The 17,922-nt window shown below is 31.3% G+C and carries 16 protein-coding genes; 4 read left to right on the forward strand and 12 right to left on the reverse strand.

Translation table 11 applies throughout. The features are described 5' to 3' along the window. Positions 1 to 482: 482 nt before the first annotated feature. Entirely contained in the window at positions 483 to 2,486 is a 2,004-nt protein-coding gene (gene uvrB / locus A9G34_RS06400) for an excinuclease ABC subunit UvrB (protein ID WP_065569230.1), read from the reverse strand. Between the two features lie 397 nt (positions 2,487 to 2,883). Next, on the reverse strand, positions 2,884 to 4,344 hold the full coding sequence (gene modF, locus A9G34_RS06405) for a molybdate ABC transporter ATP-binding protein ModF (RefSeq protein WP_065569231.1): 1,461 nt from the start codon (positions 4,342 to 4,344) through the stop codon (positions 2,884 to 2,886). Positions 4,345 to 4,892: 548 nt separating this feature from the next. Here modF and modA point away from each other — a divergent pair. From modA to A9G34_RS06420, 3 genes are read left to right on the forward strand one after another with little or no spacing between them, the layout of a single operon-like run. Continuing rightward, positions 4,893 to 5,648: a molybdate ABC transporter substrate-binding protein gene (gene modA, locus A9G34_RS06410; protein ID WP_065569232.1), complete on the forward strand. Its 756-nt coding sequence runs from the start codon at positions 4,893 to 4,895 to the stop codon at positions 5,646 to 5,648. A 9-nt stretch (positions 5,649 to 5,657) separates the two neighbouring features. Beyond that, entirely contained in the window at positions 5,658 to 6,350 is a 693-nt protein-coding gene (gene modB / locus A9G34_RS06415; protein ID WP_034943329.1) for a molybdate ABC transporter permease subunit, read from the forward strand. A gap of 3 nt (positions 6,351 to 6,353) precedes the next feature. Further along, positions 6,354 to 7,034: an ATP-binding cassette domain-containing protein gene (locus A9G34_RS06420; protein ID WP_034943332.1), complete on the forward strand. Its 681-nt coding sequence runs from the start codon at positions 6,354 to 6,356 to the stop codon at positions 7,032 to 7,034. On the opposite strand, the gene A9G34_RS06425 is transcribed toward A9G34_RS06420, so the two are convergent. From A9G34_RS06425 to A9G34_RS06440, 4 genes are all read right to left on the reverse strand, one after another. After that, positions 7,013 to 7,789 (reverse strand): UDP-2,3-diacylglucosamine diphosphatase, encoded by a 777-nt coding sequence (locus tag A9G34_RS06425; RefSeq protein ID WP_065569233.1) that lies wholly within the window; start codon positions 7,787 to 7,789, stop codon positions 7,013 to 7,015. The genes A9G34_RS06420 and A9G34_RS06425 overlap by 22 nt on opposite strands. Beyond that, complete coding sequence (ppiB, locus tag A9G34_RS06430; RefSeq protein ID WP_034943336.1) at positions 7,758 to 8,249, reverse strand: peptidylprolyl isomerase B; 492 nt, start codon at positions 8,247 to 8,249, stop codon at positions 7,758 to 7,760. The genes A9G34_RS06425 and ppiB overlap by 32 nt, the downstream gene beginning before the upstream one ends. Positions 8,250 to 8,321: 72 nt before the next feature. After that, a complete protein-coding gene (gene folD / locus A9G34_RS06435; RefSeq protein WP_065569234.1) occupies positions 8,322 to 9,173 on the reverse strand; it encodes a bifunctional methylenetetrahydrofolate dehydrogenase/methenyltetrahydrofolate cyclohydrolase FolD in 852 nt (283 codons plus the stop codon). Between the two features lie 62 nt (positions 9,174 to 9,235). Further along, the gene (locus A9G34_RS06440; RefSeq protein WP_065569235.1) at positions 9,236 to 9,925 is read right to left on the reverse strand and encodes a DUF2884 family protein; all 690 of its coding nucleotides are present in this window, start codon (positions 9,923 to 9,925) and stop codon (positions 9,236 to 9,238) included. Positions 9,926 to 10,198: 273 nt separating this feature from the next. Between A9G34_RS06440 and A9G34_RS06445 the strand changes: the two genes are divergently transcribed. Next, on the forward strand, positions 10,199 to 10,465 hold the full coding sequence (locus A9G34_RS06445) for a GrxA family glutaredoxin (RefSeq protein ID WP_034943342.1): 267 nt from the start codon (positions 10,199 to 10,201) through the stop codon (positions 10,463 to 10,465). A 71-nt stretch (positions 10,466 to 10,536) separates the two neighbouring features. On the opposite strand, the gene tsaB is transcribed toward A9G34_RS06445, so the two are convergent. The 6 genes from tsaB to A9G34_RS06475 all read right to left on the reverse strand — a co-directional run bounded on the left by tsaB (position 10,537) and on the right by A9G34_RS06475 (position 17,833). Continuing rightward, complete coding sequence (gene tsaB, locus A9G34_RS06450; protein ID WP_065569236.1) at positions 10,537 to 11,220, reverse strand: tRNA (adenosine(37)-N6)-threonylcarbamoyltransferase complex dimerization subunit type 1 TsaB; 684 nt, start codon at positions 11,218 to 11,220, stop codon at positions 10,537 to 10,539. A gap of 30 nt (positions 11,221 to 11,250) precedes the next feature. Next, positions 11,251 to 13,155, reverse strand: a complete 1,905-nt coding sequence (locus tag A9G34_RS06455; RefSeq protein WP_065569237.1) for an ATP-dependent DNA helicase — start codon at positions 13,153 to 13,155, stop codon at positions 11,251 to 11,253. A gap of 337 nt (positions 13,156 to 13,492) precedes the next feature. Further along, positions 13,493 to 14,686: a glycosyltransferase family 9 protein gene (locus tag A9G34_RS06460; RefSeq protein WP_034943349.1), complete on the reverse strand. Its 1,194-nt coding sequence runs from the start codon at positions 14,684 to 14,686 to the stop codon at positions 13,493 to 13,495. A gap of 12 nt (positions 14,687 to 14,698) precedes the next feature. Beyond that, positions 14,699 to 15,667, reverse strand: a complete 969-nt coding sequence (locus tag A9G34_RS06465; protein ID WP_065569238.1) for a glycosyltransferase family 8 protein — start codon at positions 15,665 to 15,667, stop codon at positions 14,699 to 14,701. A 60-nt stretch (positions 15,668 to 15,727) separates the two neighbouring features. After that, positions 15,728 to 16,717: a glycosyltransferase family 2 protein gene (locus A9G34_RS06470; RefSeq protein ID WP_034943353.1), complete on the reverse strand. Its 990-nt coding sequence runs from the start codon at positions 16,715 to 16,717 to the stop codon at positions 15,728 to 15,730. Positions 16,718 to 16,858: 141 nt separating this feature from the next. Next, positions 16,859 to 17,833 (reverse strand): glycosyltransferase family 8 protein, encoded by a 975-nt coding sequence (locus A9G34_RS06475; protein WP_065569239.1) that lies wholly within the window; start codon positions 17,831 to 17,833, stop codon positions 16,859 to 16,861. Between the last annotated feature and the right edge of the window lie 89 nt (positions 17,834 to 17,922).

Below are 17,922 nucleotides of genomic sequence, written 5' to 3' on the forward strand. Positions count from 1 at the left end.
TATAAATTAGAAATTGTTTTAATTTGGCTTAATAAAGCAAAAGCAATGTAACTTTAAGTTTTCACTTGTAATTAAACTTAATAAATTTATTTTTGAGCATAATTGCTTTATGCTCATCCATTGACAGTCACAATAATTTTGGCTTCAACTAAGTAATCGCCATGCATTTACCTAAAGTTCTCAGTCATCAACAAGTTCACACTCCCTAATTCCCCTTTCATCGCATACTTGTTTTATTGCTACAAAATCGCTTTTATTTACCACAAATGAATTTATGCCTAAAATATAATCTTTTATCACCATTAGTTAACACTAAAATTTGATTTATTTCTGCTAACACACTTTTTATTTGCTCATAAGCATCATTTTCCAGATTGATAGGGATACTGGTATAGTAAATAATTTCATTATGAACCACTACCTCCTACAAACAATTTTCGGGTTCAATTCGAATTATCTCTAATGATGCTTCTTTTAATTTATTAAGATACAGTAATAAAATCAGCACGTAATTTTTTTATTTCATCACGCAATACGCCTGCCTTTTCAAATTCTAGATTTTGTGCCGCTTCGTACATCATTACTTCAAGATCTTTGACTTTAGCCTGAACCTCTTTAACCGAAACATAGTGATACGGTTTACCCGGTTCAAATGCTTCAACTTTTGTTATGGATTTTTTGGTACTTAAACCTGCATCTAAAATATCTTTGATTTCTTTACGTACCGATTTTGGTGTAATATTATGTTCTGTATTAAAATCCTCTTGTTTTTTGCGACGGCGTGCAGTTTCATCAATGGTTTTTTGCATTGCTTGAGTAATTCTATCCGCATATAAAATCGCTTTACCATTTACATTTCTGGCTGCGCGCCCAACTGTTTGAATTAACGAACTTTCTGAACGTAAAAAGCCTTCTCGGTCTGCATCTAAAATGGCAATAAGAGAGACTTCAGGAATATCTAATCCTTCTCTCAATAAGTTAATCCCAACCAACACATCTACTTTACCTAAACGCAAATCACGAATAATTTCCATACGCTCAACGGTGTTAATATCCGAATGCAGATATCTAACATTAACATTATGCTCAGATAAATAATCTGTTAAGTTTTCAGCCATACGTTTAGTTAATGTAGTGACTAAAACTCGCTCATCATTATTAATACGAATTTTAATTTCAGAAAGCAGATCATCAACTTGGGTATTAACTGGCCTCACTTCAATAACAGGATCTAACAACCCGGTCGGTCTAACCACTTGCTCAATGATTTCACCACCTGATTTTTCAATTTCGTATTTAGCAGGTGTTGCCGAAACATAAATGGTTTGCGGCATTATATTTTCAAATTCAGCAAACTTTAATGGTCGATTATCTAGAGCAGAGGGTAATCGAAATCCATATTCAACTAAATTAAGTTTACGTGAACGGTCACCGTTGTACATAGCTCCTAATTGAGGAATAGCAACATGGGATTCGTCAATAAATAATAATCCATCAGCAGGTAAATAATCAAATAAAGTCGCTGGAGGATCGCCTGGGTTACGTTGTGCTAAAAATCTTGAATAGTTTTCGATCCCTGAACAATAACCTAATTCTGTCATCATTTCGATATCAAATAATGTACGTTGAGTTAAACGTTGTTCTTCTAAAAGGCGGTTATTGTCTAATAGCACTTTTTGTCGTTGCTTTAGTTCTTGTTTAATCTGTGCAATAGCATCATCCATAATATTTCTTGGTGTAACATAATGTGTTTTAGGATAAATAGTAATTCGTGATACTTCATTAACGCTATTACCTGTCAGTGGGTCGAACATAACAATACGCTCGACTTCATCATCAAATAGTTCAACACGCACAGCCAGCTCGTCAGAATCTGCTGGGAATATATCGATTACATCCCCACGTACCCGAAAAGTACCACGACTGAAACCAATTTCATTACGTGTGTATTGTAATTCCGCCAATCTAGTTAAAATTGAACGTTGATCGGTGATTGTCCCTTTCGTTAAATGCAAAATCATTGACATATAAGTTTCAGGTGCACCTAAACCATAAATTGCCGATACAGATGCCACAATCACCACATCACGACGTTCTAGAAGCGATTTAGTCGCAGACAGACGCATTTGTTCAATATGTTCATTTATTGAAGCATCTTTTTCAATAAAAGTATCAGTCGAAGGCACATAAGATTCGGGTTGATAGTAGTCATAATAAGAGACAAAATATTCAACTGCATTTTCGGGGAAAAAAGCCTTCATTTCACCATATAATTGAGCTGCTAGGGTTTTATTTGGAGCTAAAATAATTGTTGGACGGTTATGTTTGGCTATAACATTTGCCATGGTAAATGTTTTTCCAGATCCTGTTACACCTAATAATGTTTGATGGGCAATCCCATCATCAAGATTTTGGTTAATTTTCTTTATTGCTTCTGGTTGATCACCAGCAGGTTTAAAATCAGAACATAATTTGAATTTTTTCATTCTATCGCAACCTAATATTTTACCTATTAATAAAAAATTATCCCCAAAAGGACTTGACCTTTTAAAATATTATATTTTTTGTTCAAACAATATAAAAATAATAAAACATGACAGAAAAATGAAAGCTTGATTTACAATAACATATTGATAAAATTAAATATAATTATCAAAGCTTACAATCTAAACAAATTAAAACAAATCCTGATAGTAATTGAATTTATCACTGTTTTCAATAAACTACTAACAGAGTTATCCACAGGCTTGGGGGATAACTCTATAAGTATAGTCTTTTTAAACTTTTTTCAACTTTTGAGAAAAAAAAGGAGGTTTATAACATACTAAAAACATCGTTTTTTTCTATTTTTATTCTATTATTTGATAGTAGAAAACTAACAATTTATTTTATCTGCTCTAACTTATATTGATAGCTAAAATCAACATTAGGCACAAAAGTTAGTCGATGTGTGATACATTTTGGAGCATCTTCAACATGATGAGACACAAAAAGTAATTGTGTATTTCCCTCTTTAATTAAACGATCTATCCATCTCTTAACCAATTCTCTATTTAAATGATCGAGCCCTTGTAACGGTTCATCTAAAATAAGCAGCGAGGGATGTTTAACCAAGGCTCTGGCTATTAAAACTAATCGCTGTTGCCCCCATGAAAGCGAATGAAATGGTTTATCAGATTGCAATTGCAAACCTAATAATTGTAGCCATTCATCAGCCAATTTAACTTGTTTATCACTTGTAGCTTGGTATAAACCTATCGAATCAAAATAGCCCGATATTAATACTGCTTTAACGCTAATATTCATACGGTACTCAAGATGTAAACTGCTACTAACGTAACCAATATGTCGTTTTATTTCCCATATTGTCTCACCAGAACCTCGCTTGCGGCCAAATAAAGTAAGGTCATTATTATAACCTTGAGGATGATCCCCGGTGATTAAACTTAACAATGTTGATTTGCCAGAACCATTAGGTCCGATAATTTGCCAATTTTGATGTGCTTTAACATGCCAAGTTAATCCATTAATAACGATTTTATTGTCATATCTAACATAACCATTATTTAAACTAATACGATCTAATTCATCTGCTAGTTGGATTGCTGGGCCATCAGCATCAGGCAATGGTAAGTTAGATATGTTTTCTAAATAGACTAGCTGCTTAACCATTGTATCCTCTAATATTGTGTCTTTTAAACCAAATTTCAACAGCTGGCAATCAGCTAATATACCAATATTATTAATAAATGCGGGAATTTCATTAAACCGATTTAAAACTAAAACAATAGTAATACCTTGCTCAGATAAGGCAGAAAGTATATTGGTCAAATTTTCTCGATATGCAACATCTAAACCATCAAAGGGTTCATCTAATATCAGTAACTCTGGTTGTTGCATTAATGCCTTACAAATAAGCGTTTTACGAGCCTCACCTGTTGAAAGATATTTAAAACGTCTAGATAAAAGGTTAGTTATTCCAAATTGTTTAGCCAACATTTGACAAAGCACATTGTCCGAATTATTTTCTTGGATAATCTGTGCTGTTGTTAATCCAGTATCGTTTTCACCTTCACTCAACATGTCGGTATTATTTCGTTTCCATTCATCATCAATCAACTTTTGTAGCTGCTCAAACGAAATATGCGTTATCGATTTAAATTCGTTAAGCACTTTACCAAATAAGAGTTGCTGCTCGCCAACCAATGCTTTAACTAATATGGATTTTCCACTTCCATTACGCCCAATAAAAGCCGTATTACTACCTTGCTTAATAGTCAGGGATTGAATATCAAAGACTCTAAAGTCATTTATCTTAAAGCATGCTTTTTCTATTTCTAACATGATCCCTCCTTTACCTAAACAATAGTCACGATAATTATATGCTGTGGATTAATGGATAGCATAATTTATCTCTATTCCATTAATCATAAAATCTCGATATATTGAGTTAACTTGGTGATATATAACTTTATACCCGATGATAATTAACAATCAATCACTCTCTTGACCATCGTTTTTAATTTAATATTAATTGTATTTCTTGGAAAAACATAACGTTAACACCATAAAAAGCATTTTTGCTTAATTATTACTCACACTAAAGCTCATTGTAATCTTTTTCAATATGACATCAAAACTTACGAAAAATCATCTCAAATATTGGTCATATTTACTTATATAAAAATTTTGATAATACGAAAAATTAAATAAACTTAATATTTATAGAACATTGTATTAAAACTGAACTTTAGTTGTACTTTATAAATTAAGTTTGGTAATATCGTTATATTTCATTTTACATAACACTAATTAATAAAGGTGATAAATATAAGTTATGGCAGCATACTTATAAAAAATAAGATTGGCATCTCAATTATGTAAGGAATAAAATGCAAAAAATATTTGGAATGATTTTTACTGCTGCTACAGTGGTGCTGATTTTCTCATCGAATGCTACTGAAAAAATAACAGTCTTTGCAGCTGCGTCCCTAACCAACGCTATGCAAGATATTGCAACAATTTATAAAGATGAACATAATGATGCCGATATTGTGTTTTCTTTTGCATCTTCCTCAATATTAGCTAAACAGATTGAACAAGGTGCGTTAGCAGACATATTTATGTCAGCGGATCAAAAATGGATGACCTATCTTATTGATCATCATTTAACGACTAATAAAGAAGATTTATTAAAAAATACTCTCGTTTTAATCGCACCAATACAATCTAAATTAAATTCTATTGAAATTAATGCTAAAACAGATTGGGATAAAATCTTACCTAAAGAAGAAAGAATAGCTCTTGGTGATCCTGAACATGTTCCAGCAGGACTTTATGCCAAAGAATCACTCATTAATTTAGGCGTTTTTGATAAATTATCATCACGATTTGCTCCTGCCACCAATGTTCGTGATGCTCTTATGTTAGTGGAGCGTAATGAAGCTGCCCTCGGGATTGTATATAATACTGACGCTAGAGTAAGTGATAAAGTAAAAATTATCGGTATTTTTCCTACCAATACTTTTAAGTCAATTGAATATCCAATAACCTTACTAAATACTAATGCGATAAATTTTTATCAATATTTACAATCACCACAAGCCAAAGTTATCTTTGAAAAATACGGGTTTATAACTAAACAGTAAATTACGCATATGATATTGACCGAAATTGAATGGCAAACATTATTACTAAGCTTAAAAATAGCTAGTGCGGCAATATTTTTTAGTTTGCCGATAGGAATTTTAACTGCTTGGGTTTTAGCTCGATGCAAATTTTTTGGTAAGTCCTTGTTTGACAGTTTTGTACACCTTCCGTTAGTGTTACCGCCTGTTGTTTTAGGTTATTTATTGCTATTAACTATGGGGCGACGTGGTGTTATTGGTCAGTGGTTAAATGAATATTTAAACATTAGCTTTAGTTTCAATTGGCAAGGTGCTGCGTTAGCTTCAGGAGTGGTTGCTTTTCCACTTATGGTGCGCTCAATTCGTTTGGCTATTGAATCAATAGATACGCGTTTAGAAAATGTAGCTCGAACACTCGGTGCACATAAATTTCGTGTCTTCATGACTATCACTTTACCTTTAGCTTTTCCGGGGATTTTAATGGGGGTGATTTTAAGCTTTGCACGTTGTTTAGGTGAGTTTGGCGCAACTATTACCTTTGTATCCAATATTCAAGGTGAAACGCGCACATTACCATTAGCAATGTATACATTATTACAGACCCCAAATGGTGAATCAGCAGCGTTACGATTATGTACTATTTCTATTCTATTGTCATTAATTGCACTAGTTTTATCAGAAGCATTGAACCGTAGGCATAAAAATAAATTATCTGGGCAATAAACTATGTTAAAGATACATATTAATAAGCAGATCCCTTCTTTTTTATTTCAATTTCATCATGACATTCCCTGCCAAGGTATTACTGCAATATTAGGTGTTTCCGGTTCAGGTAAGTCAACGTTAATAAGCATGATTAATGGATTAACTAAGCCGGATCACGGTTATATTATCCTTAATGATAAACTACTTGTTGATACTAATAATAATCTATTTGTCGTACCAGAAAACAGGCATATTGGTACTGTTTTTCAAGATGCTTTACTATTTCCTCATTATAAAATCATCAAAAATCTCACTTATGGGATGAATGAATTAACCTATAATAGGTTTGATGAGATCGTTGATGTACTTAATATTCGTTCATTGTTAAACCGTTATCCAGCAATGTTATCAGGTGGTGAGAAACAGCGTGTGTCTATAGGCCGAGCATTATTAACGGATCCAACATTATTACTAATGGATGAACCACTTTCTGCACTTGATATGCCTAGAAAAAAAGAGTTATTAACCTATATTCAAAAATTAAATTATAATTTTGATATTCCCATTATTTATGTCACGCATAATATTAATGAAGTAAAAAAAATAGCTAACCATGTCGCCATTTTAGAACAAGGTAAATTAATAAATTATGGTAAAACAGAACATATTTTAAAGACCAACTATTTGAAAGAATGGCTATAGAGTTTTAATTGGTTACTATTTTGTTCCTGTTTAATGTACGAAATACCATCATGCCATGCACCCAGTACAATTCTAGATACAGATTTACCTTCAATGAAAAAATGATGGTTTGCTGGTTTGTGAGTATGACCGTGTACCATAATATTTGCATTATGTTTAATCATCATTTCAACTACAGCTTGCTGATTCACATCCATAATAGTTTGAGGTTTTATTTGATTATGCTGGCTACTTTTCTTTCGCAATTTATCTGCAATTTTCAGTCGAATGAAAAATGGTAAAAATAAAAATAGCTTTTGAAGCCATTTATTGTGCATAACATTACGAAATTTTTGATATTGCAGATCATCTATACACAATAAATCTCCATGTAATAAAATGATATTTTTGTCCTGATTTGGTAAGCTGCTAATATCAGACAAAATCGTCATATCACATAATTGAGCGTATTTATTCCCTAATAAAAAATCACGATTACCATGTACAAAATATTTAGTAATCTGCTTTTGGGATAGTGCATTTAATGCTTGAGCAATCTTCTTATTCAAATTGGTTCTCACATCATCACCAACCCAATAATCAAACAGATCACCTAAAATATATAATTCACATTTCTCAGGTAAGGTATCTAAAAAAGATAGAAAGCCTCCCAACACGCCAAAATGACCGGAGGCAGGCTCATTGTCTGCTAGATGAATATCAGCAATAAAATAACGGGCAGGATTATTCAACCGTAACACTCGTAATGATGACATCTTCAACTGGGACGTCAGAATGCATACCATCGCGCCCGGTTTTTACGGATTTAATTTTATCTACAACGTCAAGCCCGTCTACAACTTCAGCGAAAACACAATAGCCATAACCACTCATATCTGGCGAGCGAAAATTCAAATAATCATTATCAACCACGTTAATGAAAAACTGTGCAGTTGCCGAATGAGGATCTGGGGTGCGAGCCATCGCCAATGTCCCACGATTATTTTTTATGCCATTATCCGCCTCATTTTTAATTGGCGCCTTTGTTTTTTTCTGTTTCATACCGGGTTCAAAGCCACCGCCTTGAATCATAAAACCATCAATAACCCTATGAAAAATAGTATTATTATAAAAACCTTCTTGGCAATATTCAATAAAATTCTTAACTGTTTCTGGTGCTTTATCATTAAAAGTTTTAACTTTAATGTCACCTAAATTAGTATGAAGTATGATCATAACATGTTCCTTATTTTCCATTTTTAAATGATTTATTTCAATACATTAAAAATGTGTCTAACATAAAATAATTTATTTATTAAATTTTTCGCATGCTTCAAGCGTATTGCTCATTAACATTGCTACTGTCATCGGACCTACACCACCAGGAACAGGTGTGATCCAACCAGCACGCTTCATGGCTGTATCAAACTCGACATCCCCAACTAGTTTACCATCAGGTAAACGATTAATACCAACATCAATTACAATTGCACCTGGTTTTATCCATTCACCTTTTACATAATTAGGTATACCTACACCAGCAATCACAATATCAGCATTATTTACATGTTTTGCAAGATCTATTGTTCGACTATGAGTAATGGTTGTTGTACAACCTAATAGCAACAATTCTAAGGCCATTGGGCGACCAACAATACTTGATGCACCAACAACAGTAGCATTTAATCCAGATAGGTTTATACCTGTAGATTTTAATAGTTTAACTATACCATAAGGAGTACATGGGCGTAAAATTGGGTCACGTTGTAATAAATGCCCAATATTATATGGATGAAAACCATCTACGTCTTTACTCGGCTCTATGCGTTCAAGCACTTTAGTTTTATCGATGTTATCGGGTAATGGAAGTTGTACTAAAATCCCATGCACATCAATGCGACAATTTAATTCATCAATTAGTGCTAACAGTTCATCCGTCGTCGAATAAGGAAAGTCATAATCAAATGAAATAAAACCAACATCTTCGCAAGCTTTTCGCTTATTTTTAACATAAATTTTCGATGCAGGATCTGAACCCACTTGTATTACTGCAAGCCCAGGGACAAATAACCCTTTTTCAATCCGAATTTTTACCTTAGTCGCAATGTCATTTCGCACTTGTTGTGCTAATGCTTTACCATCAATTATATGTGCAGTCATGGGCTTTAATTCTTTATCCAAATAAAAATAATATTCTCGCAAAAGTTTTTATTAATGTCTATTCACTTGTCATTCAATTGATTAAGATAAATTAATATTTTTTGATATTGCTCATCTATATGGGTAATAACAGAACAAACATACTCATCAAATACTTTTAATTTCGGTTTTTGCAATTTCCATTCTTTTTTAGATATTTGTTTAATTGCATTGTAATTTTTAAATATATTTAGTTGTAAAATACTGTTTCCCACAACATTTAAAAAAATTTCTTGACCAATAGCTTCACCATCTTTTTTTAAATTATTATAATTCTTATAATTAAAATAGGTTTCATTGTTGATAGTAACTATTGATTGCTGTAATAAGTTTACAAGACGCTTATATAATGTTTTTAATTCGCTACTTAGTTGGCTATCATTATTTAATCTTGTTTGAATCGCCTTTTCAAATATTTCATATACTTCTCTTAACAAATTTAAAGTCTGTTGTTCCAATTGTGGTAGATGTTGCCGTAACTCTTGCTGAAATTGAGTTGTTACATTTTGTAATTGTGACCCTAAGGCTATCGATTTACCATTAAAAATTACCTCACCATCAGGTAATATTAACATATCACTTTTTTTATTAAAAATATGCACATTTTGGTCATTAATTGTTATATTGTAACTTGGTTTAACCATGCATTCCTTATAAGATGCAAAAACCATGAAGGGAAATAATACTAAAACAAATAAAATTTTTTTTAACATATTTACACCCAATTAGTTATCAAAGTTAGATTATAATCTATTATTTGGTCACAAAGATAACAAAAGATGGCTCACTGCTTATGTATTGATAAATAGAACATAAAATTGAAAATAATGGAAAAACTCGCTAGATACTATTTTTAAAGCTAACTCACTTTCAAACAGTCAAATTAATGGATATAATCTTTTTGATTAACTATAATTAGATACTTTTAATTTTCTAAAAGTTAAGTATAGTAAATGCAACTTAAATTCACTTACCAGAGGTGTTAAATGTATACCGTAATTTTCGGGCGTCAAGGGTGTCCTTACTGTGTGCGAGCAAAAGAGCTTGCCGAAAAGCTTTCACAAGAACGCGATGATTTTTCATATCGTTATGTAGATATTAATGCTGAAGGTATCACGAAAGAAGATTTATCTAAGAGCGTTGGAAAACCTGTAGAAACAGTTCCACAGATTTTTATTGATGAAAAACCAATCGGCGGTTGTACTGATTTCGAAGCTTATGCAAAAGAGCATTTAGGACTTTATAAAGAATAAGTAATATTAATAATTTTCATATAAAATTTAAGCCCCAAAAATGAGGCTTAAATTTTTATGTTTACTCTATTTTATTGACGTCCAGGTAGTTTTTTCCATGTTACTTCATTACGCAAATAAGTTGGTTCAACTTCTTCAACGTTAATTATGTCTTTTCTTTTCCATTTTTGATCTGCAATCACAATTAAATCTTGAGCATGAGGCAGTAAAATATTACTTCGTTTTATATTGTTAAGCATATTTGGGTAAGTTTGCCATCCGGTACCAGCACTATAACTATTTTCATTAATATTCTGCACTTTTTCGATTACTTGTTCCGGAGCAATAACGCATTCGGGTATTATCGTTTGCCATTGATTATTAATATAACGATACTGCCCTAAATAAACTTCATTCATTCTCGCATCAATAGCTGCAATTATATCTGTTGCCTGTTCTGTACGGTATACACCTTGCACTAAAGTCATAAGAGTTGATACACCAATCATTGGTTTATCAATGCCTAAAGCCAAACCTTGTGCAACCCCAATGCCGATTCGAACACCAGTAAAACTACCAGGACCTTGTCCAAAAGCGATTGCATCAATTTTTGAAAGTGAACAATCAGATTGTTTGAGTAATTTATCAACCATTGGCAATATTTGTTTGGTATGATCGCGAGCAGAGATAATAAAATCATATGTGATTTCGTTCTGGTAGGACAAAGCTACGGAACAGGCTTCTGTTGAAGTATCAATGGCTAAAATAGTACTCATTTTTTCCTCAAAATAATTAATCTTTTCAAATCAGCGTTTAGTTAATAGGAAATTAATAACCTTATTAACATCTCGAGTTCTTGGCGAAGGTGGCAAGCTATTAATAAAAGTTGCACCATAAGGTCGCATCACTAGACGATTATCACAGATAATAATCGCCCCCCGATCATCATGGTGGCGAATTAATCGCCCAACACCTTGTTTTAAAGTGATTACCGCTTCGGGTAACTGTACTTCATCAAATGCGTCACCACCTTGCATTTGGCAATCTTCCATCCGAGCTTTAATCAATGGATCTTCTGGTGATATAAAAGGCAATTTATCTATAATAACACATGATAGAGTATCGCCTCTAACATCAATGCCTTCCCAAAAGCTACTAGTAGCAATTAATAATGCGTTGCCGCTTTGAATAAACTGTTCAAGTAACTTAATTTTGCTGGTTTCCCCTTGGACTAGCACTGGTAATTGTATTAGTTCCCTAAATTGCTTAGCTAAAGCATTCACCATGGCGTAAGAAGTACATAAGAAAAAACAACGCCCGTTATTTGCTTCGATTACAGGTAATAAAATTTCAACAAGTTTTTCAGCATTACCTTTTTCATTAGGAGAAGGAATATAACGAGGAACACATAATATCGTTTGATGTTGATAATCAAAAGGGCTTTCTAGTATCAATGAATCGGCATTAATTAGTCCTAAACGTTTAGTAAAATAGCCTAATTGATTATCAACCGATAATGTTGCAGAAGTAAATATCCAGCATCCTTTTCGTTCAACTAACAGTTCAGCAAATTTATCCGAAACGGATAAGGGTGTTAAAGCAAATATAAAATAGTTAGGTGTACTTTCATACCAGTAACTAAACCCCATTACTTTTGTTTCGCTTAATCTTTTTAAAAGTAAAATATATTGATTCACTCGTTCAAAACAGTTATCTAATGTGGTGGACCGCCCTAAACCCAATAATAGAATCTCATGACAAAAGTTCAATACATCAAATAGATAAGACAACTCATTTTTTATTGATTCTTGACTCAAAAGATATCGCAAGTTTCCTTTTGGGGCTTGCTGGCTAACAATGATACGTAGATCTTGAACACTTTTTTGCAATTTATCTGCACACTGCTGTAATTGAGACATATCTTTTACTTCCGTCCGATAACAAAGCATAATTTGTTTAGATAAATCAAATAATTGCCTGCTACTCAATTGTTGCCCAAAATAATGACAAGCTAAATCTGGCAATTGATGTGCTTCATCAAAAATCATGACATCAGCTTTAGGTATAAGTTCGCCAAATCCAGTATCTTTAACAACAATATCCGCCAAAAATAGATGATGATTAACTACAACAATATCTGCATTTAATGCACGTTTACGGGCTTTGACAACATAACAATCGTTATAATGCTCGCAATCACTGCCAAGACAAGACTCATTAGTGCTCGTCAGTATTGTCCAAATTGCATTCTCTTCAGTCACGTTAGCACATTTGCTAATATCACCATCTTTTGTTTTAATTGACCAGTTCTTTACACGTGCTAAATCCACTCTTAGCTCTTTATTAAGATCACCCGCAGCAGCATATTGGTGATACAACCGTTCTAAACAAAGGTAATTAGAGCGTCCTTTAAGCAACGATACTTTGCCCGTGTAATTCAATGCCTTTTTGATAATTGGCAAGTCTTTACTAAATAACTGTTCTTGTAGGTTTTTAGAACCAGTTGACAATATTACTTTTTTATCACTTCGCAAAGCAGGTACTAAATAAGCAAATGTTTTACCCGTTCCAGTTCCTGCTTCAACAACAAGCGATTGCTGTTTTTTTATTGACTCAGTAATTTTACTTGCCATGATCCTTTGTGGTTCTCGAGCCACAAAGCCTTCAATAGTTTTAGCTAGCAAACCATTATCTGCAAAATCATCAATCACTTAAATCACACCTAATTAAAAAAAACAGCTTTAAATAAACTTTTAAAAATTATTTAATAAATTATACAAGGTTATACTATAAGAAACAGTGTAAAACAGCTGTATTTATTACAATGGAATGGGATAATTAATAACCTATGAATTAGTCATACTATAACAATAACTTTTCAAAAAAGATATATTTGAATTCAAACCTAATTTAATGAAATAATACTAAAAATAAGAGTAACTAAAAAAATATTTACTAAATAAATTATCCATTTGGTAAATTAGGTTTTATTACCAAATGGCAGATTAATATTGATTTGAGTCTATAAAAATAATTTGTTAAATTTCATTATGGCATACTATCCGAAATCCGATTGATAAATTCATTATTATCTACTTTACCTAAAAAAGACTTATAAAAAACAATTTGTTTGGCATTTGGGTTATTTGGTGCCCATAATTGTTCATAACAATAAGGTAATTCAACTGTTAAGTTATGTTGGTTTAAATAAGTCTTATCAACAAGATAATTACAAGACTGCTTAAAATAGTTTTTCCATTTTCTTCGCATTTTTAAATTAATATCATCAGTTTCTTCATATAAGATAGATTCAGAATAGATCGTTAAGCATGGCAAATTAAAGGCGGCTGCGATATGAACAATAGAAGTGTCAACGGTTACTACATATGATGATTTTTTTACTAAGGCAACAATATCTAAAATTGAGTTAGATTTAAATTTTAATCCTAATTTTGCATCAATTTTATTCAGTTTATTAGGTTCACCAATAAATACTATTTGATAACCAAACTTTGTTTCTTTCAAACTTGATACAAGGCATTCCATTTGCCATTGAGATAATTCCCGCTTTCTTGCTCCACCAAAAGGATTAACGATAACAAATTTGTCTATATTATTTTGGGATAAAAAATCTAATATATATTTTTCGTTTGCTGATGATGTATGAAGGTCATAACTGTAATCATGAGTTCTCACATTTAAATAGGTATATACCATATTTAGCTGATTTGTTATATGAGCATTATTATCATAATAAGGGATAGATATATTATAAGTTTTCACATTGCTTTTATTAAATCCCATTAAATGAGTTGAGTTGGTAAAAGCGCAAAATATAATTTTTCTCATCTCGAAAGAATAAAAAGGCCTAGTGTCAATAACAAGGTCAAAATGCTTTTTCCTAATTTTTTTTATGGTATGAAATAAATCTTTTATTGAATAGTCATTGTAGCTAAAAGTGCCTTTTACATATGGGTTATGCTCAATAATAGCCAGACTTCCTTGTTGCGATGATACATATACATCATAGCCTGCTTGCGCGAGATTTTTGATTAACGGGGTGGTCACTACCAAATCGCCAATTTTGTCATTACGAGCAATTAAAATTGTTTTTATTTTTGAAGGATCAAATTCCTCTTTTCTTTTAGGAAAACAGCATATTAATAGTTTGTTTATTGTATTTAGAAAAAATAATTTTATTTTTTTACGTAAAAACTTTATTTGCCACACAAAATTACTCATACTCTTTAAATCCTAGCTTGGTTTGTTATTTTTTTCTTTCTTGTTTAATTTCAATAATAAATAAGTTATTAAAAATTTTGTCCCTTTAAATAATTTACCTTTTTTTAAAAAGGACTTTCCATAAATACGATAATCATTAATTCTCATTCTCGGAAGATAACTTTTTAAAGGTTGCTTATGCCATGGCGTGAAATGTTTATAAAAAACATATAAGTTTTGAGCTAACCCAATATGCTCAAGATACCAAGGCTTTCTTGCTCCAGTAAAATGGATAATATAAGGAAGAGTATCTTCATGGTAAAAAAATTGTTCTTTTTCAGATTCAGTCATCCAAGTAAAAAGATAATTCCATCTACAATCAATAAATTTAATATGATTTTGTAAAACAAGATTTAATGCATCTTGATCTGGATAAATCAGTTTTGACTGAGGATTTAATAAAATGGCATTAACTTTATTTTCAACGTCAAATTCACACCAATTTTTGGTATTAATATAAAGGAACCCAGAATTAAAATAATTCGCTGAATTTAATTTTAATCGACTAACATTTTTAGCTACGTTTTGCTGTTTTAATGAGTCTGAAACTACTGCACATATTACAGTATCAATATCAACCTGTTTAATTGAAGATATGTCTTTGAAACAGAGCGTATCAGCATCTAAATAGATAAATTTATCCACTTTACCTAATAGTAGTCGAGGGACTAATAACCGAATATACATTGAACGGTTAATATGTTTTAATTTATGCTCATTTTGATATTTTTCTATTTCTTGCTGGTCAATTGTCAGAATTTCAATAGGGGCATCAAGTTTTTGAAAGATTTGAAGTTCACTTTTCGGAACATCATATAAAAATACATAGAATTGTATAGAATTATGTAAATTATTTAATTGAATTGATTTTATTGCAATTGCGACATATTCAAGATAATTACTATCTGTACAAAAGGCTATATTTATTTTTTGATTATTCATATTGTTTCTGCCCTGTTATTACAGTTTAATTAGATTAAACACTTCTACTTATCCATTTAGTTACTTTTTTGAACCACGCCTAATATATCGATAATATAAGCTACCAAAAATCCAAACCATTAAGTTAGTAGATTTGATAATTTTTATTTTTTTTTGATCAGTTTTACGTAAGTATTGTGTATCAACAATTTTTATCTCATTGATAAATCCTAAATCTTTATTAAGATAATTACGAATTTGCTTGTAGTTGAAGTTTTTTAAATATTCAATTAATAGTTTTGTTTTTAGTTTGACTAAAATTGATTGAACCAACTGCTTTACAATAAGTTGATCTTCACAATGATAATTCTGATTTAAATAAAATTGTATACGTGACCATGTGTTAATATCTTCTAAATATAAATCAATTATTGCAGTTGCATTTGTTACTGATTTTTCACGATAAAAATAATTAAATAAGTGCTCTTTTACCACAAAGACATCACTTTTAGTTATTGTTTTGATCGTAAAGAAAATATCTTCACACACTTTTAGATCGATATCGAATGTGATGTTATTGTCGATTAAAAATGAACGTCTAAACAGCATACCTGAGATATGAAAGCATTTTTCAAGAAAACTTTTGACAATATTACCCTCATTAAAATTAAATATCTCTTTAACAATACTACTTTTTTTTATCCGATAAAATCCACAATAAACAATGTTGCCATGTGTTTGCTGTTGTCGTAATAACATTGTTTCAAAAAAGGTAGGAGCATAAGTGTCATCACTATCTAAAAAGCAAATAAACTCACCTGTAGAACATTCTATCCCTTTATTCCTTGCTGCTGATACCCCACTATTAGTTTGATGATAAACAATACATTTATTATTATTTTGCTGATATTCATCTAGCAATTGTGATGTGCCATCGGTTGATCCATCATCAATAATTATCATTTGGTAATTTTGATAAGTCTGCGCCTCCACTGATTTAAGGGTCTTTTCAATCACATCTTTTGTATTATAAGCAGGGATAACTACCGATATTAGAGGGTTAATATTCATGTAAACCTTAATTAAAATAATTATAAACCGTTAATGTGTTATACATTGTTTTGCATTCATAATATAACTGATTTTATTCTTCACCAATAATGATTACTTGGATTTATACAATTTTAGCTAAATGTTATTGAGTTCGCTAAATCATTTTTTCCAAATTTTATGCTTTAAATATAGAGTATAATAAAGAACAGCTCTCCAATATTTACCTTCATTCGATAAAATTTTAGCGTAACGGCGAGTAGTTGAAGGTGATTTGTTATTGGCTAATAATAATGAAGTGTCCCTCCAAGGCGATCCATTAATATATTGCTGATATACAGGGGTCAAATAAAGTCTAAACCATGGTTTGCTACCTGATACATAATGAATAAAAATGGCGTTATCAGATACTTTCAAATCCTCATTTCCTTCAACTGTAAGTACTGTAATATTATTATATTTTCTTGGAAGATAATATACTTTATCTTTCAATAAAAGGTTTAATACATCTTGATCTGGGAATTTATAAGCTACGCCTTCATTTAATAGATTTAGCGCTTTATTTGTTACATCTAACTGATTCCAGTTTTCGATGTTATATAGAATTACACCGGAATTAAAATAATTACCATATTCGATTTCAAATTTTTTGCATTGGGATTTTTGAGTATTTTCAACATCAGGGACAGCAGCAACAACTTGATCAGTTAAATTAGTATTAAATAGTTGTTCTAATGATCCTAAACATAATGTATCGCTATCAACATAAAGTAATTTGTTAATATCTTTAGATATAATTAATGGAGCAATTATGCGTAGGCAAGCTGAAACAGGAAAATATTTGGTGTTATTTGTATGAATTTGGAGTTTATCGTTAATATCATATTCAGTTAATGATACTAAATCCGATGCAAGTTGGGCTATTTTACTTTTATTCGCATCTGATACATTCTGCATAAATAAATGGAAATGTAATGCTTTATCTGCATTATTTTTAATAATTGAGTGGATATTTACTCCTGCAGGTAAGGCATAATCATCATCAAAACAAAGAAGCACATGCCATTGTTCGGGCGATGTTTTATTATTTAAAATTATTTCTTTTTTATTTTGTAGGAATTCATTAATATTAATCATTTATTATTTCCACTGTTGTACCAACTAATTAAAAGCTATCGTTTTGAGTTAAATCCAATAGTTTTGGAACAAATTATTAAAACGCGATA

It is taken from the genome of Gilliamella sp. Choc4-2, from assembly GCF_001690355.1.
Lineage (GTDB): Bacteria > Pseudomonadota > Gammaproteobacteria > Enterobacterales > Orbaceae > Gilliamella > Gilliamella apicola_A.

Bases quoted from the DNA above. Each gene is read 5' to 3' on its own strand.
- A9G34_RS06425 (WP_065569233.1), bottom strand. From the start codon at position 7,789: ATGTCATCATTACGAGTGTTACGGTTGAATAATCCTGCCCGTTATTTT.
- ppiB (WP_034943336.1), bottom strand. From the start codon at position 8,249: ATGATCATACTTCATACTAATTTAGGTGACATTAAAGTTAAAACTTTT.
- A9G34_RS06465 (WP_065569238.1), bottom strand. From the start codon at position 15,667: ATGAATAATCAAAAAATAAATATAGCCTTTTGTACAGATAGTAATTAT.
- A9G34_RS06460 (WP_034943349.1), bottom strand. From the start codon at position 14,686: ATGAGTAATTTTGTGTGGCAAATAAAGTTTTTACGTAAAAAAATAAAA.
- folD (WP_065569234.1), bottom strand. From the start codon at position 9,173: ATGACTGCACATATAATTGATGGTAAAGCATTAGCACAACAAGTGCGA.
- modA (WP_065569232.1), top strand. From the start codon at position 4,893: ATGCAAAAAATATTTGGAATGATTTTTACTGCTGCTACAGTGGTGCTG.
- modF (WP_065569231.1), bottom strand. From the start codon at position 4,344: ATGTTAGAAATAGAAAAAGCATGCTTTAAGATAAATGACTTTAGAGTC.
- A9G34_RS06420 (WP_034943332.1), top strand. From the start codon at position 6,354: ATGTTAAAGATACATATTAATAAGCAGATCCCTTCTTTTTTATTTCAA.
- uvrB (WP_065569230.1), bottom strand. From the start codon at position 2,486: ATGAAAAAATTCAAATTATGTTCTGATTTTAAACCTGCTGGTGATCAA.
- tsaB (WP_065569236.1), bottom strand. From the start codon at position 11,220: ATGAGTACTATTTTAGCCATTGATACTTCAACAGAAGCCTGTTCCGTA.
- A9G34_RS06440 (WP_065569235.1), bottom strand. From the start codon at position 9,925: ATGTTAAAAAAAATTTTATTTGTTTTAGTATTATTTCCCTTCATGGTT.
- A9G34_RS06445 (WP_034943342.1), top strand. From the start codon at position 10,199: ATGTATACCGTAATTTTCGGGCGTCAAGGGTGTCCTTACTGTGTGCGA.
- modB (WP_034943329.1), top strand. From the start codon at position 5,658: ATGATATTGACCGAAATTGAATGGCAAACATTATTACTAAGCTTAAAA.
- A9G34_RS06470 (WP_034943353.1), bottom strand. From the start codon at position 16,717: ATGAATATTAACCCTCTAATATCGGTAGTTATCCCTGCTTATAATACA.
- A9G34_RS06475 (WP_065569239.1), bottom strand. From the start codon at position 17,833: ATGATTAATATTAATGAATTCCTACAAAATAAAAAAGAAATAATTTTA.